At 72.9% G+C, this 21,742-nt stretch carries 20 protein-coding genes, 1 tRNA gene and 1 pseudogene; 6 read left to right on the forward strand and 16 right to left on the reverse strand.

Features of this window, described 5'->3' with window-relative positions; all coding sequences use genetic code 11:
• Positions 1-52: 52 nt before the first annotated feature.
• From LCG91_RS06805 to aceE, 4 genes and pseudogenes are all read right to left on the reverse strand, one after another.
• Complete coding sequence (locus LCG91_RS06805; protein ID WP_058729459.1) at positions 53-1,042, reverse strand: beta-ketoacyl-ACP synthase III; 990 nt, start codon at positions 1,040-1,042, stop codon at positions 53-55.
• 62 nt (positions 1,043-1,104) lie between these two features.
• Entirely contained in the window at positions 1,105-2,058 is a 954-nt protein-coding gene (locus tag LCG91_RS06810) for an ACP S-malonyltransferase (protein WP_224442907.1), read from the reverse strand.
• Between the two features lie 94 nt (positions 2,059-2,152).
• Complete coding sequence (locus LCG91_RS06815; protein WP_224442908.1) at positions 2,153-3,382, reverse strand: PucR family transcriptional regulator; 1,230 nt, start codon at positions 3,380-3,382, stop codon at positions 2,153-2,155.
• A gap of 7 nt (positions 3,383-3,389) precedes the next feature.
• Positions 3,390-6,133 (reverse strand): annotated as a pseudogene (gene aceE, locus LCG91_RS06820) (pyruvate dehydrogenase (acetyl-transferring), homodimeric type).
• Positions 6,134-6,375: 242 nt separating this feature from the next.
• Between aceE and LCG91_RS06825 the strand changes: the two are divergent.
• Both LCG91_RS06825 and LCG91_RS06830 read left to right on the forward strand, forming a co-directional pair.
• Positions 6,376-6,864: a peroxiredoxin gene (locus LCG91_RS06825; RefSeq protein ID WP_058729435.1), complete on the forward strand. Its 489-nt coding sequence runs from the start codon at positions 6,376-6,378 to the stop codon at positions 6,862-6,864.
• A complete protein-coding gene (locus LCG91_RS06830) occupies positions 6,837-7,781 on the forward strand; it encodes an alpha/beta fold hydrolase (protein ID WP_058749044.1) in 945 nt (314 codons plus the stop codon). The genes LCG91_RS06825 and LCG91_RS06830 overlap by 28 nt, the downstream gene beginning before the upstream one ends.
• A gap of 8 nt (positions 7,782-7,789) precedes the next feature.
• Here the strand turns inward: LCG91_RS06830 and LCG91_RS06835 are convergent, their stop codons facing one another.
• From LCG91_RS06835 to LCG91_RS06870, 8 genes are all read right to left on the reverse strand, one after another.
• On the reverse strand, positions 7,790-9,376 hold the full coding sequence (locus LCG91_RS06835; RefSeq protein ID WP_224442909.1) for an alpha/beta fold hydrolase: 1,587 nt from the start codon (positions 9,374-9,376) through the stop codon (positions 7,790-7,792).
• Positions 9,373-10,314: an amino acid--[acyl-carrier-protein] ligase gene (locus LCG91_RS06840; RefSeq protein ID WP_224442910.1), complete on the reverse strand. Its 942-nt coding sequence runs from the start codon at positions 10,312-10,314 to the stop codon at positions 9,373-9,375. Before LCG91_RS06840 ends, LCG91_RS06835 begins: the two co-directional genes overlap by 4 nt.
• A complete protein-coding gene (locus LCG91_RS06845) occupies positions 10,311-11,525 on the reverse strand; it encodes an acyl-CoA dehydrogenase family protein (RefSeq protein ID WP_224442911.1) in 1,215 nt (404 codons plus the stop codon). The genes LCG91_RS06840 and LCG91_RS06845 overlap by 4 nt, the downstream gene beginning before the upstream one ends.
• On the reverse strand, positions 11,522-11,809 hold the full coding sequence (locus LCG91_RS06850; protein WP_224442912.1) for an acyl carrier protein: 288 nt from the start codon (positions 11,807-11,809) through the stop codon (positions 11,522-11,524). Before LCG91_RS06850 ends, LCG91_RS06845 begins: the two co-directional genes overlap by 4 nt.
• Positions 11,810-11,924: 115 nt before the next feature.
• The gene (locus tag LCG91_RS06855; RefSeq protein WP_058729439.1) at positions 11,925-12,302 is read right to left on the reverse strand and encodes a holo-ACP synthase; all 378 of its coding nucleotides are present in this window, start codon (positions 12,300-12,302) and stop codon (positions 11,925-11,927) included.
• A 130-nt stretch (positions 12,303-12,432) separates the two neighbouring features.
• A complete protein-coding gene (locus tag LCG91_RS06860; RefSeq protein ID WP_224442913.1) occupies positions 12,433-12,972 on the reverse strand; it encodes a hypothetical protein in 540 nt (179 codons plus the stop codon).
• An 89-nt stretch (positions 12,973-13,061) separates the two neighbouring features.
• Positions 13,062-14,057 (reverse strand): aldo/keto reductase, encoded by a 996-nt coding sequence (locus LCG91_RS06865; protein WP_224442914.1) that lies wholly within the window; start codon positions 14,055-14,057, stop codon positions 13,062-13,064.
• Positions 14,058-14,150: 93 nt separating this feature from the next.
• Positions 14,151-14,693 (reverse strand): hypothetical protein, encoded by a 543-nt coding sequence (locus LCG91_RS06870; RefSeq protein WP_058749040.1) that lies wholly within the window; start codon positions 14,691-14,693, stop codon positions 14,151-14,153.
• A gap of 83 nt (positions 14,694-14,776) precedes the next feature.
• Here LCG91_RS06870 and LCG91_RS06875 point away from each other — a divergent pair, with 83 nt between their 5' ends.
• Positions 14,777-16,531 (forward strand): AMP-binding protein, encoded by a 1,755-nt coding sequence (locus tag LCG91_RS06875; RefSeq protein WP_318010458.1) that lies wholly within the window; start codon positions 14,777-14,779, stop codon positions 16,529-16,531.
• Here the strand turns inward: LCG91_RS06875 and LCG91_RS06880 are convergent.
• The 3 genes from LCG91_RS06880 to LCG91_RS06890 form a co-directional block, all read right to left on the reverse strand.
• The gene (locus LCG91_RS06880) at positions 16,504-16,674 is read right to left on the reverse strand and encodes a hypothetical protein (RefSeq protein WP_161968386.1); all 171 of its coding nucleotides are present in this window, start codon (positions 16,672-16,674) and stop codon (positions 16,504-16,506) included. The two genes, LCG91_RS06875 and LCG91_RS06880, sit on opposite strands and share 28 nt — an antisense overlap.
• A complete protein-coding gene (locus tag LCG91_RS06885; RefSeq protein ID WP_224442915.1) occupies positions 16,671-16,820 on the reverse strand; it encodes a hypothetical protein in 150 nt (49 codons plus the stop codon). The genes LCG91_RS06880 and LCG91_RS06885 overlap by 4 nt, the downstream gene beginning before the upstream one ends.
• Before the next feature lie 75 nt (positions 16,821-16,895).
• Complete coding sequence (locus tag LCG91_RS06890; protein ID WP_224442916.1) at positions 16,896-17,462, reverse strand: MarR family winged helix-turn-helix transcriptional regulator; 567 nt, start codon at positions 17,460-17,462, stop codon at positions 16,896-16,898.
• A gap of 418 nt (positions 17,463-17,880) precedes the next feature.
• On the opposite strand from LCG91_RS06890, the gene LCG91_RS06895 reads away from it, so the two are divergent.
• The 3 genes from LCG91_RS06895 to LCG91_RS06905 all read left to right on the forward strand — a co-directional run bounded on the left by LCG91_RS06895 (position 17,881) and on the right by LCG91_RS06905 (position 20,718).
• Entirely contained in the window at positions 17,881-19,476 is a 1,596-nt protein-coding gene (locus LCG91_RS06895; protein ID WP_224442917.1) for a long-chain-fatty-acid--CoA ligase, read from the forward strand.
• A gap of 61 nt (positions 19,477-19,537) precedes the next feature.
• Positions 19,538-19,610 (forward strand) — tRNA-Val (locus LCG91_RS06900).
• Positions 19,611-19,734: 124 nt separating this feature from the next.
• The gene (locus LCG91_RS06905; protein WP_224442918.1) at positions 19,735-20,718 is read left to right on the forward strand and encodes a helix-turn-helix transcriptional regulator; all 984 of its coding nucleotides are present in this window, start codon (positions 19,735-19,737) and stop codon (positions 20,716-20,718) included.
• A gap of 18 nt (positions 20,719-20,736) precedes the next feature.
• Here the strand turns inward: LCG91_RS06905 and LCG91_RS06910 are convergent, their stop codons facing one another.
• The gene (locus LCG91_RS06910) at positions 20,737-21,705 is read right to left on the reverse strand and encodes a helix-turn-helix transcriptional regulator (RefSeq protein WP_224442919.1); all 969 of its coding nucleotides are present in this window, start codon (positions 21,703-21,705) and stop codon (positions 20,737-20,739) included.
• Positions 21,706-21,742 lie beyond the last annotated feature (37 nt).

The raw sequence follows: 21,742 nt of genomic DNA on the forward strand, positions 1-21,742 counted from the left end.
CAGCCTAGGGCACGAGTGGTACGGGTGCCCGGAGCCGAGCCGGGATGGGGGACTAGGGGAGGACGACGACCTGCGCGCCGAACACGAGACCGGCACCGAAGCCGATCTGCAGCGCGAGACCGCCGGAGAGCTCCGGGTGCTCCTCGAGCAGGCGGTGCGTGGCGAGCGGGATGCTCGCGGCCGAGGTGTTGCCGGTGGTGGTGATGTCGCGGGCGATCGTCACCGTGTCGGGCAGGCCGAGCTGCTTCGCGAACTCGTCGATGATGCGGATGTTCGCCTGGTGCGGCACGAACGCGGCGAGGTCCGACGGAGCGACGCCCGCGGTCTCGAGTGCCTGACGTGCGACCTTGACCATCTCCCACACGGCCCAGCGGAAGACCGTCTGACCGGCCTGGCGCATCGTCGGGCGCGGGGCGCCGGCGGCCCACTCGTTGTAGGTCGCCGTCATGCCGATGGCGTCCCACTTCGAGCCGTCCGACCCCCAGATCGTCGGGGCGATGCCGGGGAAGTCGCTCGGGCCGACGACCGCGGCGCCCGCGCCGTCGCCGAGGAGGAAGGAGATCGAGCGGTCGGTCGGGTCGACCACGTCGCTGAGCTTCTCGGCGCCCACGACGAGCACGTGGTCGGCGAGGCCGGACTTGATGAACGAGTCCGCCTGGGCGATGCCGTACGCGTAGCCGGCGCAGGCCGCGCTGACGTCGTAGGCCGCGGCCGGCGTCGCGCCGATGCGCTCGGCGAGCAGGGACGCCATCGACGGGGTCGCGACGGTGTGGGTGACGGTGCTGACGAGCACGACACCGATCTGCTCCGGGGTGATGCCGGCCTTCTCGATGGCCTCGCGCGCTGCGGTCTCGGCGAGGTCGACCGCCTCGACGTCGGCGCCGGCGCGCTTGCGGGTGACGATGCCGGTGCGCTGGCGGATCCACTCGTCGGAGGAGTCGATCGGGCCGACGAGGTCGTCGTTCGGCACGACGTGCTCACCGCGGGCGGCGCCGAACGCCAGGATGCGGGTGTACTCGTGGCCGCGACGCTGCTGCAGCATCGGCCGGGAGGCGCGGGTCGCGTCCGTCCCGTCGGCTGCGGGGGACGGCGTGGTGGCGTCGGTCATGCGGTTGCGTCTGCTTCCTGGCCTGCGGTCTCGCTGTCGTGCTGCAGGAGCTCGATCGCGGCGGGCAGGTCGTCGGGGGTCTTCACGGCGACGGTGGGGGTACCGCGCAGGCCGCGCTTGGCGAGCCCGACGAGCGCGCCCGCCGGCGCGAGTTCGATGATGCCGGTGACGCCGGCGGTCGAGAACGACTCCATGACCGCGTCCCAGTGCACGGGGTTCGCGATCTGGCGGACCATCAGGTCGACGAAGTGCCGGCCGTCGTCCACGCGCGAGCCGTCGGCGTTCGTCCAGATGGGCAGCGTCGGGTCCTGCACCGTGGTGGCGGCGGCGACCGGGGTGACCCGGTCGACCGCGGGGACCATGTACCGGGTGTGGAACGCACCGGCGACGGCGAGCGGGACGACCCGGGCGCGCGCGGGCGGCTCGGCGGCCAGCGCCGCGATGCCCTCGGCGGGACCGGCGACGACGGTCTGCCCGCCGCCGTTGTGGTTCGCGGGTACGAGGCCGTGCTGCTCGAGGGCCGCGGCGACCGCGTCGGCGTCGCCACCGAGCACGGCGGCCATCGAGGTCGGCTCGAGCGCTGCGGCGTCGGCCATCGCCCGGCCGCGCTCGGCGACGAGGGCGACGGCGTCGGTGGGCTCGAGGATCCCGGCGACGCCGGCGGCGGTGAACTCGCCGACCGAGTGCCCGGCGACGCCACCGACCAGGGCGCGACGGCCGTCGGCGAGCAGGGCGTCCGCGGTCACGAGCCCGGCGGCGACGATGAGCGGTTGCGCGAGGGCGGTGTCCTTGATGGTGTCCGCGTCGGAGTTCGTGCCGTGCTCGACGAGGTCGACGCCGATCGCCTCGGACCACGCTCCGACGCGGTCACGGACGGCGGAGTCCTCGAGCCAGGGGGCGAGGAAGCCGGGGGTCTGGGAGCCCTGTCCGGGCGCGACGACGACGATCACCGGTCAATCCTTGCTGCCGATGTCGCTCCGGTCCGTGTGGACATCCGACAGCGATCCGGCGGGGACGTTGTGCGATCCCTACCGGGAAGGATCGTCAGCGGCGGTTGGGCAGGCGGCGCCGGCCGGCGTTCGACTCGGACATCGCGCCGAGGATGAGCGCCGACTGCACGATCAGGGCGTCGCGGGCGTGCGTGGCGTCCCACCCGATGACGTCGGCGACCCGGCGGAGCCGGTAGCGGACGGTGTTCGGGTGCACGAAGAGCTCGCGGGCCGTCGCCTCGAGCGAGCGACCGGTGTCGAGGTAGCACCAGAGCGTCTGCAGCAGCTCGGTCGACTGGTCCTTGAGCGGCACGTAGATGCGCTGCACCAGGGCCGACCGGGCGAGCGGGTCACCCGCCAGGGCCCGCTCCGGGAGCAGGTCGTCGGCGAGGGCCGGACGGGGAGCACCACGCCACGCCCGCGCGACGGCGAACCCGGCGAGGGCGCCCTTCGCGCTGGTCGAGGCGTCGACGACCCCGGGGACCTCGTTGCCGAGCACCAGGTGTCCCTCGCCGAAGGACGGTTCGAGCGCCTGGGCGATGGCGGTGAAGGACACCGGTTCCTCGCCCTCGGGCACGTCCTCCCTCGGGGTGGCACGACCGATGACGACCACGAGCCGCGAGCCCTGCACGCCGATGAGCACGTCGGCGTCCATGTGCCGCGCGGTCCGGCGGATCTGGTCGACCTCGAGCTGCTTCGGCGCGTTGCCGACCAGGACCGCGACCTCGCCGTGGCCGTGCCAACCGAGCGCGGCGATGCGGGAGGGGAGCTCGTCGTCGTACTCGCCGGACAGGATCGAGTCCACGACCAGGGCCTCGAGCCGGGCGTCCCACAGCCCGCGGGCCTCTGCCGCGCGGGCGTAGACGTCGGCTGCTGCGAAGGCGATGTCGCGCGAGTACTTCAGGATCGCCTCCTGCAGCATCTCGTCGTCCTTCGCGCGCTCCTCGACGACGGTCACCACGACGCGGATGAGCTGCAGCGTCTGCTGCAGGCTCACCGAGCGCAGGAGCTCCCGGGGTGCGGAGCCGAACACGTCGGCCGCGGCGATCCACGGCGTCGAGGCGGTGCCCTCGAGCCACGAGATGAACGAGGTGATCCCCGCCTGGGCCACGAGTCCGACGGCGGACCGGCGCCCTGGTGGCATCTCGCTGTACCAGGGCAGCGTGTCCTCGAGCCGCTTGATCGTCGCGGTGGAGAGTTCGCCCGACACCTGCCGGAGCCAGGAGAGCGCGCGTTCGCGTTCCCTCTCCTGGCTCGCGGCAGGGACGGTGCGGGGTGTGCTCACCGGAGGATCAGGCCTCTCCGCCCGCGCTGCCGGTGGTGCCGGCGTTCACGTCGTGCAGGCGGTACTTGTCGATCGCCTGCTGGACGACGGCGCGGTCGACCTTGCCCTGCTTCGCGAGCTGCTGCAGCGTCCGCACGACGACCGAGGGGCCGTCGATGTGGAAGAAGCGGCGGGCCGCGGGGCGGGTGTCCGAGAAGCCGAAGCCGTCGGCACCGAGCGTGGCGTAGTCGGTCGGGACGAACGGACGGATCTGCTCCTGCACGGCGTGCATGAAGTCGCTCACCGCGACGACCGGGCCCTCGGTGCCGAGCAGCCGCTCGGTGACGTACGGGGTGCGCGGCTGCTCGTCCGGGTTGAGGAACGCCTGCTGCTCGGCGTCGAGACCGTCGCGGGTCAGCTCGCCCCAGCTCGTGACGCTCCAGACGTCGGCGGACACGCCCCAGTCCTCCGCGAGGAGCTGCTGCGCCTCGAGGATCCACGGCACCGCGACGCCGGACGCGAGCAGCTGGGCCTTCGGGCCGTCGTGCTCGCTCGGCTTGAGCAGGTACATGCCCTTGACGATGCCCTCGACGTCGACGCCCTCGGGCTCGGCCGGCTGCACGATCGGCTCGTTGTAGACCGTGAGGTAGTACATGACGTTCGGGTCGGCGTGCTTCGGCGAGCCGTCCTCGTTCGTGCCGTACATGCGCTCGAGGCCGGACTTGACGATGTGGCCGATCTCGTAGCCGTAGGCGGGGTCGTACGACACGACCGCCGGGTTCGTCGCCGCGAGGAGCGGCGAGTGCCCGTCGGCGTGCTGCAGGCCCTCACCAGTCAGGGTGGTGCGACCGGCGGTCGCACCGATCATGAAGCCGCGCGCCATCTGGTCGCCGGCGGCCCAGATCGCGTCACCGGTGCGCTGGAAGCCGAACATCGAGTAGAAGACGTAGACCGGGATGAGCGGCTCGCCCTGCGTCGAGTACGACGTCCCGATGGCGGTGAACGCCGCGAGGGCGCCCGCTTCGTTGATGCCGACGTGGACGATCTGGCCCTGCGGGCTCTCCTTGTAGGCCAGGAGCAGCTCGCGGTCGACCGACGTGTAGTGCTGGCCGTTCGGGTTGTAGATCTTCGCCGTCGGGAAGTAGGCGTCCATGCCGAAGGTGCGTGCCTCGTCCGGGATGATCGGGACCACGCGGTCGCCGAAGTCCGGGGAACGGAGCAGGTCCTTGAGCAGGCGGGCGAACGCCATCGTCGTGGCGACCTCCTGCTTGCCGGAGCCCTTCTTGACGACCTGGTACTTCGACTCGTCCGGCAGCGTGAACTGCGTGTACTTGGTGCGGCGCTCCGGGACGTACCCGCCGAGCGCGCGGCGACGCTCGTGCATGTACTGGATCGCCTCGTCGTCGTTGCCCGGGTGGTAGTACGGCGGCGTGTAGGGGTTCTCCTCGAGCTGCGCGTCCGAGATCGGGATGCGCATCTCGTCGCGGAACTGCTTGAGGTTGTCGAGGGTCAGCTTCTTCATCTGGTGGGTCGCGTTGCGGCCCTCGAAGCTCGGCCCGAGGCCGTAGCCCTTGACGGTCTTCGCCAGGATGACGGTCGGCTGGCCCTTGTGCTCGGTCGCGGCCTTGAACGCGGCGTAGACCTTGCGGTAGTCGTGGCCGCCGCGCTTGAGGTTCCAGATCTGGTCGTCCGAGTAGCCCTCGACGAGCTGGAGCGCCTTCGGGTCGCGCCCGAAGAAGTTCTCGCGGACGTAGGCGCCGTTCTCGGCCTTGTACGTCTGGTAGTCGCCGTCGGGCGTCGCGTTCATCAGGTTGAGGAGCGCGCCCTCGGTGTCACGGGCGAGCAGGTCGTCCCACTCGCGGCCCCAGACGACCTTGATGACGTTCCAGCCGGCGCCGCGGAAGAACGCCTCGAGTTCCTGGATGATCTTGCCGTTGCCGCGGACGGGGCCGTCGAGGCGCTGGAGGTTGCAGTTGATGACGAAGTTCAGGTTGTCGAGCCCGTCGTTCGCCGCGACCTGCAGCTGCCCGCGCGACTCGACCTCGTCCATCTCGCCGTCGCCGAGGAACGCCCAGACCTGCTGGTCGGCGGCGTCCTTGATCCCGCGGTTGGACAGGTACTTGGCCTGCTGCGCCTGGTAGATCGCGTTGATCGGGCCGATGCCCATCGACACGGTCGGGAACTGCCAGAAGTGCGGCATGAGACGCGGGTGCGGGTAGGACGACAGCCCACCGCCGGCGTGCGACTTCTCCTGGCGGAAGCCGTCGAGCTGGTCCTCGCTGAGACGACCCTCCATGTAGGCGCGTGCGTACATGCCGGGGAGGCGTGGCCCTGGAAGAACACCTGGTCGCCGCCGGACGGGTGGTCCTGCGCACGGAAGAAGTGGTTGTAGCCGACCTCGTACATGGCGGCGCTCGACGCGTACGTCGAGATGTGGCCGCCGACCGCGACACCGGGACGCTGGGCGCGGTGCACCGTGATGGCGGCGTTCCACCGGATCCACCGGCGGTAGCGGCGCTCGAGTTCCTCGTCACCGGGGAACTCGGGCTCGTCCTCGGGCGCGATCGTGTTGACGTAGTCGGTCGTCGGGACCATGGGCACGCCGAGGTGCAGCTCGTTCGAGCGCTTCAGCAGGCTCTGCATGATCTCGCGCGCCCGCTGGTGGCCGTGCGTCGCGACGAGCCCGTCGAGCGACTCACGCCACTCTGCGGTCTCCTCGGGGTCCTGGTCGGTCCCTGCGGTGCTGCGCGGGTCCTGGTCGTTCACCGTCACCCTTGACCTCGTTCGTTCTCGTGGTGGTGGACATGGGGGCCACCGGTGGTCGGGTCACGACCGGATGGGGCCCACACCACCTTAGGCCCCAGGACCGACGCCTTCGCTGATGGTGACGTGCAGGTGGACGGGTACTTGCGTCCTGGTGTCGTCGGCGTACGATTGCCGATCGTGCACGGGCGACCCGCACGTGCGCACGCGACACGGGCACACCCCACGCCCGAGGAAGAAGCAACGCACCGATGGCCCTGGAGATCGGCTCACTCGCGCCGGACTTCGAGCTCCCGAACCAGTTCGGTGAGCACGTCCGCCTCAGCGACTTCCGGGGCGTCCGCCCGGTCGCCCTCGTCTTCTTCCCGCTGGCGTTCTCGTCCGGCTGCACCAACGAGCTCTGCACCCTGCAGGACAACATCGCGATGTTCCAGGACCAGCGCGTCGAGCTGATCGGCATCTCCGTCGACTCGAAGGCCACGCTCCGCTCGTTCGCCGAGACGCACGGCTACGACTTCGAGCTGCTCGCGGACTTCTGGCCGCACGGCGCGGTGTCGAAGGAGTACGGCGTGTTCCTCGACAAGAAGGGCTTCGCGACCCGCGCGACCTTCGTCATCGACGTGCACGGCCGGATCAAGGCCTCGATCATCACCGAGCCGGGGCTGCAGCGCGACGTCGCCGAGTACCGCGAGGCGCTCGACCGTCTCGCCGCGTGCGCCGCGCCCGTCCCGGTCGCCTGAGACCGGCCGCGGCCCTCGGCACGACGCCGTACGCGCCGTGGCCGGTGCGCGACGCGCCCGCCGCGTGGGGACTGGCGCGCTCCGTGGTGCCCACCGGCAGCGGACCCGTCGTGGTGCACCACCGACCGGGACCCGATCCGGTGCTGCTGCTCCACGGCGTCGCCGGGTCGTGGACGACGTGGACGCCCCTGCTCGCCGCCGCCGGCGGCATCGGCGACCGGGGTCTCGTGCTCGTCGACCTGCCCGGCTGGGGATCGTCGCCGGAGCCCTCGACGCCGTTCACCGTGGACGACGGCGTCCGCGTGCTCGTCGAGGTCCTCGACGCACTCGCCGTGGGGTCGGTCGACGTCGTCGGGCACTCGATGGGCGCCTTCGTGGGACTGCACCTCGCGGTGGTGGCCCCGGACCGCGTCCGGTCGCTCGGGCTCGTGTCGGGCACCACGACCGCGACCGTCCGCGCCGCCCGGCACCCCTGGAGGGCGCTCGTCTCCCTGCCCGCGTTCACGCTGTTGCGCGCCGGGCTCCTCGTGACGGGGCGGTCGGCACGGCGGATCCTCCGCGCCACCGCCCGGACCGGACTCCTCCCGGTCCTCGCCGCGCCCGTGTTCGCACACGTGCGTCGCCTCGACCCGAGCGTGCTCGACGCCTTCGTCGAGGAGTTCCGGCCCGGACGCTTCACTGCGGCCGCGCGCGACGCGGCCCACCACGACGTCGAGCGGTGGAGCGCGGTCGCCTGTCCGGTGGCGGCGGTCCTCGGACGCGGGGACGTCTTCGCCCGGGTGACCGACCTCGACGACCTGCGCCGCCTGGTGCCGGGAGCCCGGACGGCCGTGCTCGAGGACTGCGGGCACTTCGCGCACGTCGAGCACCCCGAGGCCGTGGCGGCGTTCCTCGGACTCGTCGCGGCGCAGGGCTGACGACGCCGTCAGCGCACGAGCGCCCGCCGCGTCGGGAAGGTCGTGGCGACCCGCGAACGCACCTCGTCCACCACCGCTCGGCGCATCGCCAGCGAGAACAACGCGTGGTCGCCGTCCGGTACCTCGACGACCGACACCCGGGCACCCCAGCGCCGGACGGCACGACGGCCGCCGTAACGCTCGAACCGCTCGATGTCCTCCGGAGCGGCGACCACGACGACGTCGGTGCCGTGCTCCACGAGCGGGCCGAGGTGTCCGACGACCCCACCGAGGGCACCGCGGCGGGCGACCGCGTCGCGCACCACTGCTGGAACCAGCCGGTTGTACGGACCGCGGAGCGCGCGCCGCAGCCGGGAGGCATCAGCGACGGCCTGCGCCGACTCGGCGTAGGTCCCGGGCGCGGCCGGTGTGCGCCGGTAGTCGTTCGGGCTGATCTCGACGACGAGGCGCGGGTTCTCGACCACCGCGCGGCCGGCGATCCACGCACCGGCACACATGCCGACGATCGCGAGCCGTTCGGAGGGGATGCGCAGCGCCCTGACCACCTCGTGCTGGTCGTCGACCCACTCCTGGGCGAACAGGAACGCGTCCTCGTCCGCCCGCACCGCGGAGCTCTCACCCGTCCCGCGTCGGTCGACCCGCACGACGCGGACGCCGTCCCGGGCGAGCGTGCGGGCGAGCGCGACCTGGTAGTCGACCGCGCCGGTGCGGTGCTCGGCGCCGCCGTTGTGGAGCAGCACGACCGGGGCGTCCTCGTCCTGGGCCGACGACACGGTCTCCACGGCGAAGAGCCCGTGCGGACCGAGCTGGAGCACCCGCTCGGACACGCGGTCGTCCACGTCGAGCACCTCGGCGACCGCAGGCGGCGTGGTCGGGACGCCCGCGGCGGGAGCCCAGCGGTCGAGCCGCCGGGCGACCGCCTCGACGGCCTCCCCGGGGATCCTGGCGTCGATGCTCGTGCCGTCCAGGAGCTCGGCGGTGCCGGGTACCTCGAGGACCTCCGCGGAGGCGAGCGCGCGAGGTGCGGCGCCGCCCGGTCGGACGACCGCGACCGTCGTCGCGGCACGCGGCGGGTACGTCAGCGCCCCGATGGCCGCGAGCTCCTCCGGGCCGAGGTCGATGCCGACGAGCGACTCGGTCCGGTCGAGGACCCGGTCGGGCCCGATCGCGATCGCCGCGAGGGCCCGCTGTCGACGCAGCCAGGCGCGGCCGGACGCCGGGGCGTCCCACACCACCAGGGCGTCCTCGTCGGTCGCGGCGGCCGCGGCGACGAGGGCCGCCGAGGCGAGGCCGACGAAGGCGACGTGCTCCACGCCGGACCGACGCAGCAGGGCCGCGGCTGCGCGTGCGGACCGGACCTGCGCGTCGGGGTCGTCGTCGTCCGCGGAGTCCCCACGTCCGGACGGGTCGTAGCGCACCGAGGCCACGCCACGTGCCTCCAGGCGGTCCGCCAGCAGGCGCAACGTGCGGTACGCGATCACGCCCTCCTGGCCGAGCGGCGGGCAGAGGACGACGCCGGCGCGCGCGGTGGACGACGGCAGCTGCACGGCGACCCGCAGCGCGGGGGAGCCTGCCCAGCCGTGGTGGGTGGTCACAGCGCCAGGGCCGCGCGGACGTCCGACGTCCAGCGGTCCGGGTCGGTGCCGTGCGCGGCGAACAGGGCGATCGTGATGCGCTCGAGGCCGAACGCGAGGCACGCACTGTGCGCGACCTCGCCGTCGGTGGTGCGGAGCCCGAACGCGGTGCCGAAGTGGTCCTCGTGCAGGTTCGCCGACGCGATCGCCGTCGCGTCGTGGTCCGGCCCGTGGACCGGGGTGACGAACTCGTACTTCAGGGACTGCTCGACCTGGTTGCGGGCGAGCATCTGCCCGACGCGGCCGAAGAACGGGTCGTTCGCCGGCACGACGTCGATCGCCAGGCCGAAGGACTCCAGGAGCGCGCGCATGCCCGGGATCCGGCCGTCGCGGTGCGCCTTCGCCGACTCCGGGGTGCCGACGTGCACGAACTCGTGCATGTGGAACGCCTGCAGGCGCATCGGGTCGAGGGAGGGCTCGCGGCGGAAGGAGTCGCCGACGATGTCGAACGCCCGGCCGCCCTCGGGGACGGTGTCGCCGATCAGGCCGTAGACCGGGTGGCACACCGCGGGGGTGAGCATCAGGTCGGCCGGCTCGAGGAAGGTCTCCCAGCGCTCGCCGCGCTCCCGGGCGGCGAGCAGGGCGCGGTGGGTGCGGTCGTCGCCGGTGAACCCGGAGATCGACGCGGCCAGGTCGGGGAAGGACGCGATGTAGTCGGTGCGCTCGAAGGCTGCCAGGGGCTCGACCGGCGGGAAGCGCAGGACCTCGGCGTCGAGGTCGGCCTGGCTCCGCACGGCTGCGGCGTCGACGGCCGCGTACACGCGCTCGAAGACGCCGGTGCGTCCGTAGAGCCCGGGGGAGCCGAGGTCGATGAGCACGCCGTCGGCGAGCAGGCGCCCGCGCAGGTCGGCTCGGGCGGCGTCCAGGGCGGACGTGGTGGTGGGGTCGGTGATCGTCACAGGATCGCTCCGCTCATCAGTGCCAGTGCGGCGTCGTTGTGGAGGAGCCGGTCGTTGCTCACCATGACGGCGGCTCCGTGGGCGTCCCGGAGGTGTCGGGCGGTGCTCAGCGGCCCGGAGGCGGCGTAGCCGGCGATGCCGACGACGCGCATCGCCGCCGTCACGATGTCGACGACCCGCTCGGACGCGGCGACCTTGAGGGCGTTCGCGGCGAGCGCGGACGCCGGGGACTCGAGGACGGACGGGTCCTCGGCTGCTCGGTCGAAGCGCTCCGCCGCGTGGCGCACGGCGTCGGCGAGGGTCTGCAGCTCCACCAGCAGCTCGGCGAGCCGGAGGGCCCCGGGCGGGGTCGTCCCGACGGCGGCACGAGCCTGCTTCCGGACCGCGCTGCGGGCACGGTCCGCGGCCGCAGCCGCGATGCCGGTCCACACGGATGCCCAGAGGACGTGCGAGACCGGCAGGACGGTCCGCGCCGAGATCGTGGCGTAGTCGTCGCGGAGCACCCGGTCCTCGTGGGTCTCGGCGTCGAGCACCCACCCGTGGCTGCACGTGCCGCGGAGCCCGAGGGTGTCCCACGTGGACGTCTGCGTCAGCGTCGTGTCCTCGGGGAGGCAGACGACGAGCCGCTGGTCCGAGGGGGCGGCGTCCGGGTCGCGGCGGGCGGTGACGAACACGGCGTCGGCCTCGGTCGCGTAGGAGATCACCGGCGCCTCCTTGTGGAGGTGGATCCGGCCCGCCGCCGAGGTCTCGATGGCGCAGGTGCTCCGTCGCGCGTCGCCGCCGATGCCCTTCTCGGTGGTCGAGGAGGCCACCAGCGCCCCCGCCAGCACCGCCTCGGTCATCGCGGTGATGCCGAGCCCCACGCCGCCGTGCCGCCAGAGCGCCATCGCCTGACCGTGGTGCATCGCGAACACCATCCCGGTCGCGGCGCAGGCGCGCCCGAGGGTCGTCGCGATCGCGGAGAGCTCGGTGAGGGTCGCCCCCTCGCCGCCGAGCGCGGTCGGCACCGCGGCCGCCAGGAGCCCGTGCTCCTTCATGGCGGCGATCGCCTCGCGCGGGGGGCGTGCGTCGCGGTCGACCTCGTCGGCGTGGCGTGCGGCGACCTCGGCGACGCGTGCGGCACGGGCGGCGAAGCGGTCGGCTGCGCCGGCTCCGGCCGTGGTCGGGCCGGTTGCGGCGACGTCGTCGTCGACCAGCAGGTCGGTGCTCACGCCGCGGCCTCGGCAGCGGCCGCGATCGACTCGATCGTGGCGAAGGTCGAACGGTGCAGCAGGGCGTCCGGGAACTCCACGTCGAGCTCGTCCTCGACCGCGAGCATCACGTTCACCGTGGCGTGCGAGGTGAGCCCGAGGACGTAGAGGTCCGCGATGGACGCGACGTCGGAGGCGTCGACGGAGAGGTGGCCGTGCTCGGCGAGGGCCCGTCGGACGGCCTGCTCGGCGCGGGGTGCGGCGAGGGCGACGGAGGGGGATGCGGAGGTCGGGTCCTGGTGCATGTGAGCCACCCTAGGGAGGGTGCGGACCCGGAAAACCGCCGTGCCGGTGCGTGATCCCGCACGTGCTCCGCAAGGTGCGCCGGGTCCCGCCGGCCGGCACCGGACCGGCGGTCGGTCAGCGCTCGGCGAGCGCGACGGCGGTCGCGACCGCCAGCCCCCGTTCGTGTGACAGGGACACCGCGACGGGGCCGCACCCGAGGGCGGCGGCGAGCTCGGCGGCGCGTCCGGACAGCTCGACGACCGGTGCGCCGGCGGTGTCCAGCACCACCGCGACCTCGGTCGGCAGGACCGCGTCGTCCGGCGCGGGACGCAGGAGCTTCACGACGGCCTCCTTGCCGGCGAACCGGGCCGCGAGGCGCTCGGGGTCGTCGCCGCAGTCGGCCCGTTCCCGCTCGGTGAACACCCGCGACAGGTAGCGCTCGCCGTGGGCGGTGATGCCGGCGACCACGTCCTCGACCGCGGCGAGGTCGGTGCCGGTCCGGATGGTCGTCATGGACGAAGCGTACGGTGCCCGCCGCGCTGCGACCGGGCAGGCCGCGGCGACACGGCCGCGTCCGCGGCGACACTGCCGCGCCGCCGCGGCTGCGGCGCCGGCCGTTTGCCCACCGCCGGCTGCGGGACCGTCAGCGGTACTGCGGCGGCCAGTCGAAGGGCGCGGGCAGGCGCGGCACCTCGCCGATCGTCGTGACGGCGAGGACGACCTCGCGCCGGTTCGTCAGCTCGATCGAGCGCGGGTTGCCGAGGTACCGGTGTCCGTCGACCCACACCGTGAGCTCGCCGCGGAGTCCGCCGACGTGCCCCGCGCCGAGCGAGACGTCCCACTCGTCGAAGAACTGCCCGAGCGTGAAGGTCTGCCGGGTGGGCGACTCGACGTGCAGGATGCCGGAGGTGTCGTGCGTGTGCAGCTCGGCGGCGAAGCGCTCCCGTGACGAGTGCCCGACGTTCCCGGGCACGGTCACCGGCGTCGACCCGTCGAGGATCGTCAGGTGGGTGTGCACGTGCTCGGCGAGCGGCTCACCCCACACGTTCCGCAGTCCGGCCGCCTCGGCACGCGTCTGCAGGTTGGTCGGTGCCGGCCAGGGAGGCGCTGCGCGGGTCGTGCCCGCAGCCGGCGCCGTGCAGAGCGCGAGCAGGACGACGGCCACCGCCGCCACGACCGTCACGGCAATGCTGCGGGGCGCCCTCCGTCCGTCACCACCGCGCGCGCCGGAGCGGCGCCCGGTGGACGGACGGCGACCGCCGCCCGTCCGGGTCACCACTTGTCGTGCACGGTGGCGCGGAACCACCGGTCGTAGAGCTCGTGCACGGTCGTGTCGAGGCTGCCGAGGTCGAGGGCGCTGCCGTCGAGCAGGTCTGCCGCACCGGCGTTGGAGCGTGCCTGCTCGGGGTTCCGCGCCCCGGGGATGGCGGCGGTCACGCCGTCCTGTGCGACGATCCAGGCGAGCGCCGCCTGCGGGACCGAGACGCCCTCGGGCAGTGCCGCGGCGAACGCCCGCGCTGCCTGCACGCCGTCCGCGAAGTCGACGCCGCTGAAGGTCTCGCCCTGGTCGAACGCCTCGCCGTGGCGGTTGTAGTTGCGGTGGTCGCCCTCGCTGAACGTGGTCTCGGTCGTGTACTTCCCGGAGAGCAGCCCCGAGGCCAGCGGGACGCGCGCGAGGATGCCGACCCCTGCCTCCCGGGCGGCCGGCAGCACGCGGTCCAGCGGCTTGAGGCGGAACGCGTTGAGGATGACCTGCACGCTCGCGACGTGCGGACGGGCGATCGCGGTGAGCGCCTGGTCGGCGGTCTCGACGGAGACGCCGTAGGCGGCGATCGACCCGTCGGCGACGAGCGCGTCGAGGGCGTCGTACACGGCGTCGTCCTCGAAGACCGGCGTCGGCGGGCAGTGCAGCTGGACGAGGTCGAGGGTGTCCTGGCCGAGGTTCCGGCGGGACCGGTCGACCCACTCGCGGAAGTGCGCTGCGACGTAGTTCGACGGGACCTGCTCCGCACGGCGGCCCATCTTCGTCGTGACGGTCAGCGGCACGTCCGGGTTCGACCGACGCCATGCCCCGATGAGCTGTTCGCTCCGGCCGTCGCCGTACACGTCGGCGGTGTCGAAGAGGGTGACGCCGGACTCGACCGAGGCGTCCATGACGGCGGCGGCGTCCTGCTCGCTGACGGGGCCCCAGTCACCGCCGAACTGCCAGGTGCCGAGGCCGACGACGGACACGGAGCGGCCGGTGCGGCCGAGGGTGCGACTCTGCATGCCGCCCACCGTAGTCACGGCGGCCGCGGACGGCCCGGGACGATCCCCGGGGCGCAGGGCGAGCGCAGACCCGGTCGGTCAGGACCCGGTCGGTCAGGACTCGGTCGGGTGCGGCTCGGTCGCGACACCGCGGCGGAGCAGGGCTCGGGCGGCACGGGCGCGGGGGATGATCCAGAGGGCGGACCACGCCCCGATGCCGACCCAGAGCGTCACGAGCATCCCGGTCAGGAGCGGACCGTGCTGGTCGGCCATCGAGAGCGTCATCGCGGTCCACAGCACGCAGAGGACGATCTTGCCCCAGCCAGCGCCCTCGCGGTCCGCCTGCGCCTGCAGCGCCGGGACCCACTCGTCCGCCGTCACCCCGGGCGGCACGCGCTGCTCCGCGACCCAGCGCTGCACGGCCACGCAACGCTCGTACCCGCCGGCCGCTCGCCACGAGCGCAGCTGCGTCCACACGCCGATCGCCGCACCGAGGAGCCCGGCCGGCACCCCGACCCCGACGAGCAGCGCCGTGGTCGTCGTCACCCAGGACGACGCGACGAGCACGGCGAGCACCACGCCGAAGGCGGCACCCGCGCCCGCGCTGCCGAGCAGCCGCAGCCGCCCGGCCTCGTCCACCACGCCGACTCCGTCCACGTCGACGACCGTACCCGTGTCGTGCGACGGTGCGCTGCGAGCGCGTCGGGAGCCGGGTGGGGCATGATCGACCGGTGTCCTCCCTGAACCCGACCACGGTCTACCGCGCCGCCCGCGACGAGCTGCTCGCCGTCCTCGACGAGCCCGACGCCGCGCGCGCCGAGGCCGCCCGACGTGCCTTCCGCTGGCCGGACCTGGGCGGGACGTTCAACTGGGCGACGGACTGGTTCGACGTCGTCGCGCACGGGAACGACCGCGTGGCGCTCTGGATCGTCGACGAGGACGGCGGCTCCCGCACGACCTACGCCGAGATGGCCGCCCGGTCGGACCGGCTCGCCGTGCACCTGGACCGGCTCGGTGTGCGGAAGGGCGACCACGTGCTCCTCATGCTCGGCAACCAGCTCGAGCTCTGGGAGACGATGCTCGCGGTGATGAAGCTCGGCGCGGTGATCCTGCCGACCTCGACCATGCTCGACACCGCCGACCTGCAGGACCGCATCGACCGCGGGGGCGTCGCGCACGTGGTGACGAACCACGGCGAGACGCCGAAGTTCGACGGCGTCACCGGAGCGCCCTCACGCATCGTCGTCGGGGGAACCGCGGACGGCTGGACGTCCTACCCGGACGACCTCGGCGAGCCGGCACCCGAGGGCGAGGCGCGACCCGTCGTGACCACCAGCACCGAGGACCCCTGCCTGGTCTACTTCACGTCGGGCACGACGTCGCGGCCAAAGATGGTCGTGCACACGCAGGCGTCCTACCCGGTCGGACACCTGAGCACGATGCACTGGCTCGGCCTCCGACCCGGCGACGTGCACCTGGCGATCAGCTCGCCCGGCTGGGGCAAGCACGCCTGGAGCTGCTTCTTCGCCCCGTGGATCGCCGAGGCGACCGTCTTCGTGTACGACACCCCGCGCTTCGACCCGGCCGGACTCCTCGATCAGCTCGACGAGGCAGGCGTCGACACCTTCTGCGCACCGCCGACCGCCTGGCGGATGCTGCTGCAGGCCGACCTCGGACCGAGGCCCCGTGCACTGCGCGAGGTGGTGTCGGCGGGTGAGCCGCTCAACCCCGAGGTCATCGCCCGCGTGCAGGCGGCCTGGGGCCTGACGATCCGTGACGGCTACGGCCAGACCGAGACCACGGCGATCGTCGGCAACGTGCCGGCCGCGCCCGTGACACCCGGCGCGATGGGGCGCCCGCTGCCCGGTGTCGCCGTGACGCTCCTCGACCCGCTGACGGGTCGTGCCGGCGACGAGGGCGAGGTCTGCCTCGACCTGACCGAGCGGCCGACCAACCTGATGTCCGGGTACCTCGGCGACCCGGAGCGCACCGCCGATGCGATGCGGGACGGCTTCTTCCACACCGGCGACATCGCGAGCCGCGACGCCGACGGACAGCTCACCTTCATCGGTCGGACCGACGACGTGTTCAAGTCCTCCGACTACAAGGTGTCGCCGTTCGAGGTCGAGAGCGCTCTCCTGCAGCACGCGGCCGTGGCCGAGAGCGCGGTCGTGCCCGCCCCGGACGACGCCCGGTTGAACGTTGTGAAGGCGTACGTCACGCTCGCCGCCGGGTTCGAGCCCACGGCCGAGACCGCCCGCGCGGTGCTCGAGCACGCCCGGGTCGCGCTCCCGGCGTACGCCCGCGTCCGCCGGGTCGAGTTCGGGCAACTGCCGAAGACGATCTCGGGCAAGATCCGCCGGGTCGAGCTCCGCGAGCGCGAAGAGGCTGCTGCATCGGCCGGCAGGCCGGTCGAGGGGGAGTGGCGGGACGAGCAGTTCCCGGAGCTCCGGTCGGTCGGTCGGGGTCAGGCGGCGCGGAAGAAGTCGCCGTAGGTCGGCTCGGGCGGGACCGCACCGTGCGTGCGGTGGTGCACGAGCGCTTCGATCTCGTCCGGGTGTCGCAGCCCGCGGCGGTGCCACTCGTGCGGGTGGCGCTGGAGCTCGCGGAGGTCGGTCGCGGTGCGCATCGTGCTCACGCCCCGAGGGTGACGACGGTGACGGCGGCGGTGGCGACGGTCACGGCGACGATGCCGAGAGTCGTGGCGACGGTGGCGAGGAGCCGTCCACGGGCGGCCTCTCGGACTTCGGAGAACTGCGAGTGCGTCGCGTCGATGGTGCTCATGGCCGGCCCTTCCCGTGCGGTGGATCGTCGCCGGTGGGCGACTGTGACCAGCTTGCTCCGGTTTCTCTAGTTTGTCTAACTACCGATTGGATGCGTACGCATATCGGCCATCGCGCCCGGGCGGTCGGCGCCGTCGGCCTCGTCGGCGGGGGAGTCGGCGCTCATCGCATCGATCACCTCGGCGAAGAACGCCTGCATCTCGGCCACGGTCTGCGGTGACAGCCGGTCCGCCGCGGCGATCATGCGAGCGTGCACGTCGGTGAGCTCGGACCGGACCTCGTCGTCGCTGTGCACCGTCGCGACGAGGATCGCGCCGCGTCCGTCGGTCGGGTCCGCTCGGCGCTCCGCGTGGCCGCTGGCCACGAGTCGCTTCACGACGGCCGTGGTCGACGCCGATGTGATGCCCAGGTGGGCGGTGAGGTCGCCAGGACGCACCGTTCGCCCCTGTTCGGCCGCGCGCAGCAGGAACCGGACCGCCTCCATGTCGGTCGCGTTCATCCCCATGGACCGGCGCTTGCGCTCGCGCATGGCGACCTCTGCGGCCCGGTACCGGCGCATCGTCGTGAGCAGCTCGACACCGGTCCTGGTCGGTCGGTCCGGGTACCAGTACCCGGACGTACCGTGCGTGCCGTCCTCGGTCATCGCACCCTCCTCACGTCGTCGGATCGACAGTACCGAGCGGTTGCGGCGGGGTGGGGGACAACGGGGTACGAGACGGACGGGAGGCACGGGGCGGACCCGCCACGGGCCTGCCGTCCGACGCGGGGCGATCAGGTCGTGCTCCCGCTCACGGGCGCACCGGCCCGGGGAGACGGCGGCCGATCCGTGACCCGAACACAGACCGGCCGCCCGTGCCGTGGTGCCTGACCCGCACCACGACGTCTCGATTGAACACGATCCTGCTGGGAGCGCAAGTCCACAGCCGCTCCGCGCAGCGCGCGCAGCCGACGTCCAGCTGCCGCTGTCGCCGTGGCACGCCCGGAGGCCCGCATCCGGTCGGCAGGTACACCGGAGCCGTAGGCTCCTGAGGAGAACTCGTCACGGGAGACGGAAGGCCGGCATGACCAGCACCACCACCAGCAGCCACCCCGCACCCGGCGTCGCCGACGGCGCCAGGACGACCCAGGCCACCGCCTCGGTCGCCGCGATCCTCGCCGAGTCCGCGGCGCGGTTCCCGGACGACGTCGCCGTCGTGGTGGGCGACCAGCGGACCACCTACGCCCAGCTGTGGCAGCAGGCCCTCGCCTACGCCGGTGGGCTGCGGGCACGCGGCGTCCGCGAGGGTGACCGGGTCGCGATGCTCGTGCCGAACGTCGCCGACTTCCCGCGCGTCTACTACGCGGTCCTCGCGCTCGGTGCCGTGGTCGTCCCCGTGCACGCCCTGCTGAAGCGCGGCGAGATCGAGTTCGTGCTCCGCGACAGCGACGCGCGGCTGCTGGTCTGTGCCGCCCCGCTGCTCGGTGAGGGTGCAGCCGGGGCGGAGCGTGCCGACGTCGACGTCCTCAGCGTGCTCGCCCCCGCGGACGCCGAGGGCGCCCCGGATCGGCTGGAGACCGTCGCCGCGGCGAGCGAGCCGCTCGACACCTACGTGCCCCGCCATCCGTTCGACACCGCCACGATCTTGTACACGAGCGGGACGACCGGGAAGCCGAAGGGTGCCGAGGGGTCGCACTTCGCCCTGCTCGAACAGGTCAACACGTGCCTGCTCACCACGTTCGACATGCGTCGGGGCGACGTGCTGCTCGGAGCACTGCCGCTCTTCCACACCTTCGGGCAGACCTGCACCATGAACACCGGCTTCCGCGCCGGGGCGACCATCGTCATGCTGCCGAAGTTCGACGGCGACGCCGCCCTCACGGCCATGGTCGAGCACGACACGGCGATCTTCATGGGCGTCCCGACGATGTACATCGCGCTGCTCGACGCGGCCACGCGGAACGCCGCCCGACCGCACCTGCGCTACGCGATCTCCGGCGGCGCCTCGCTGCCGCTCGCCGTGCTCGAGCGGTTCCAGCAGGTGTTCGACGCGCCGGTGCACGAGGGCTACGGCCTGACCGAGACCTCGCCGGTGGCGTCGTTCAACCACGTCGGCACGACCCCGCGACCGGGCACCATCGGGACGCCGATCTGGGGCGTCGACATCGAGATCGCCGACCCCGAGGTCACCGACCGGACCGTCCTGCTGCCCCGCGGCGAGATCGGCGAGCTGGTGATCCGCGGGCACAACCTGATGAACGGGTACCTGAACCGCCCCGAGGCCACCGCCGAGGCGATCGTCGACGGGTGGTTCCGCACCGGCGACCTCGGCACGAAGGACGACGACGGCTACCTGACGATCGTCGACCGCACGAAGGACATGATCATCCGGAACGGCTACAACGTGTACCCGCGGCAGGTCGAGGAGGTCCTCGCCGCGCATCCGGACGTCACGATGGCCGCCGTCTTCGGGATCCCGCACGAGGTGCACGGGCAGGAGGTCGCCGCGGCCGTCGTGCTCCGCCAGGGCGCCGAGGTGACCCCGGACGAGCTCGTGCGCTTCGTCGCGGACGAGATCGCGGTCTACAAGTACCCGCGGGTCGTGCACGTCGTGGACGCGCTGCCGCTCGGGCCGAGCGGGAAGGTGCTGAAGCGGGAGCTCGTCGAGCGGTTCGGCTGAGGGCTCCGCACGACGGTCGGCGCTCGGGACGACGCCGGTGAGCGTCTAGGATCGTCGGCAGGGGCCTTTAGCTCAGCTGGTAGAGCGCCACGTTTACACCGTGGATGTCGTCGGTTCGATCCCGGCAGGGCCCACTCGCACCCGCTCGCCCGGACGTCGATCCGCGGGATCTGGACGGCAGCCTTCCCCTCGGCTCGGCGGCTCCGTAGTGTCCCGTCAACACTCCTCACCGTGATCAGGCGACCAGGAGGCAGAGCCGTGTCCACCGTGCAGTCGTTGCAAGCTGCGGGAACCGTGCAGCGCCCGGTGCGGGTCGAGGCCAGCGGGACGAGCCCGGACGAAGCGATGGCCACCCTGCCGGGCCTGTACGCCGGCAAGCACTGGTACAGCAGGAGGACGGACCACCCGTTCTCGTACCGGTACTCCGCCGTCGGGGACGAAGACCTGACGTTCCGCCGGTCCGTCCTCGACGGCTTCCTCCGTGGTGCTGTGTGCACCGGCGACGGCGACTACGTCGTCTACTGGCTCACGAGGGGGACCGTGGTGCTGGACACGCACCGGGACCCGATCGTGGTGACGCCGATGCGACCGCACCTCTCCCCGGAGGGCGAGGAGTTCGTCTTCGAGACGCAGGACTACGACACCCGGCTCGTCCACCTCGGTCGTGACCTGGTGCACGACGTCGCCGCCGAACGAGCGGGAGAGCCGGTCGACACCCTGCACTTCGACGTGCGGCGACCGCCGGACGGTGCTGCGCTGGCGCGGTGGCGCAACGCCATGGCCGGTGCGACCGCGTCGGTGGGGGACCGCACGGCCGCACCACTCGCGTGGCACCGGGCGACCCGGTCGGTCGCCGCGGCGTTCCTCGGGCTCTGGTCGCCGCCGGTCGAGGCAGTGCACCCGGCCCTGCGGTACCCACGGAACGCCCGCGTGCGCGCGGCCGTGGAGCACGTCCACGTCCACGCCGCGCAACCGCTGACCGTCGCGGAGATCGCGGCCGCGGCGGGGATGAGCACGCGCAGCACGCAGGAGGCCTTCCAGCGGGTGCTCGGTGTCACGCCGATGCAGTACGTGCAGCAGCACCGGATGGAACGCGTCCGTGCGGACCTCCTCGAAGCCGACCCGGCGACGACGACCGTCGCCCAGGTCGCCCGACGATGGGGGTACCTGCACGTCGGCAGGTTCTCGGGCGCGTACCGCGCACGGTTCGGCGAGTTCCCGAGGGACTCGCTCCACCGCTGAGCGGCCGGTCGGCGATCCTCAGCGCCGCGCGCGCAACGTCTCGCTCGGCAGCTCGCCGAAGCGCTTCGCGTAGGCGGACGAGAACCGCCCCGCGTGCGCGAAGCCCCACTGCCGTGCGACCCCGGCGACCGTGGTCTCGCCGACCGAGTGGTACCGGAGTTCGGTCCGCACCCGGTCGAACCGGATCCCGCGGAGCATCGCGTTCGGCGACATCCCGACCTGGCGCTGGAAGCCCTGCTGCAGCCCGCGGACGCTGAGTCCGACGTGCTCGGCGACGTCCGTGGTGGTGATCGGGGTGTCGGCGTTGGCGTGCATGTACTCGATCGCCTGCTGCACCCGCCCCCGGGCTCCGACGGGCACCGGTGCGGCCGGCGCGAGCGTCGCGTGCGGGAAGGTCCGGAGCATCGCGACCGCGGTGCGCCGGGTCGCCTCGGCCATCGCGAGCGGGGTCAGCGGCGTGCCGCCGAGCACGACCTGTGCGGTCTCCCGCAGTTCGGCGTTCCAGGCTCGGACGTCGTCGCGCCGGGGGAGCGCTGCGTGGTCGAACACGAGGGGCGCCGGTTCCGTCCCGTGCAGCTCGGCCGCGGTGCGCTCGAGGGTGCGGCGGTCGAACTGCACGACGTTCTGCCGGACGTCCGCGAGGTCGAAGCGGTAGGGGCGATCGCTCGGGAACACGACCGGCCGGCCCGGCGCGAGTGCGACCTCGTCGCGGCCGATGTCCAGGAAGCCGCCGCCGTCGCTGACCCACGACACGAAGTAGTGACTCGTCGCGTCGACCTCGCCGGCCATGCGACCGTCGAAGCGCTTCGCGTCAAGCGACAGGGTGTCGTCACCGACCGATCGGAACCGGTACCCGAAGTCCCGTTCGGTGCGCTCGGGCAGGAACCCGGACGCGCCGTACGCCGACTCGAACAGCGCCCGGGCTGCGTCGAGGTCGTCACCGGAGGCTTCGACGACGTGACGGACGTCGGTCTCGGCGGTGCTCATGAGCCGATGCTGTCACGTCCTCCTGGGTGCCGCGCGC

Origin of the sequence: Curtobacterium sp. TXMA1 (assembly GCF_020162095.1) — a bacterium.
GTDB lineage: Bacteria > Actinomycetota > Actinomycetes > Actinomycetales > Microbacteriaceae > Curtobacterium.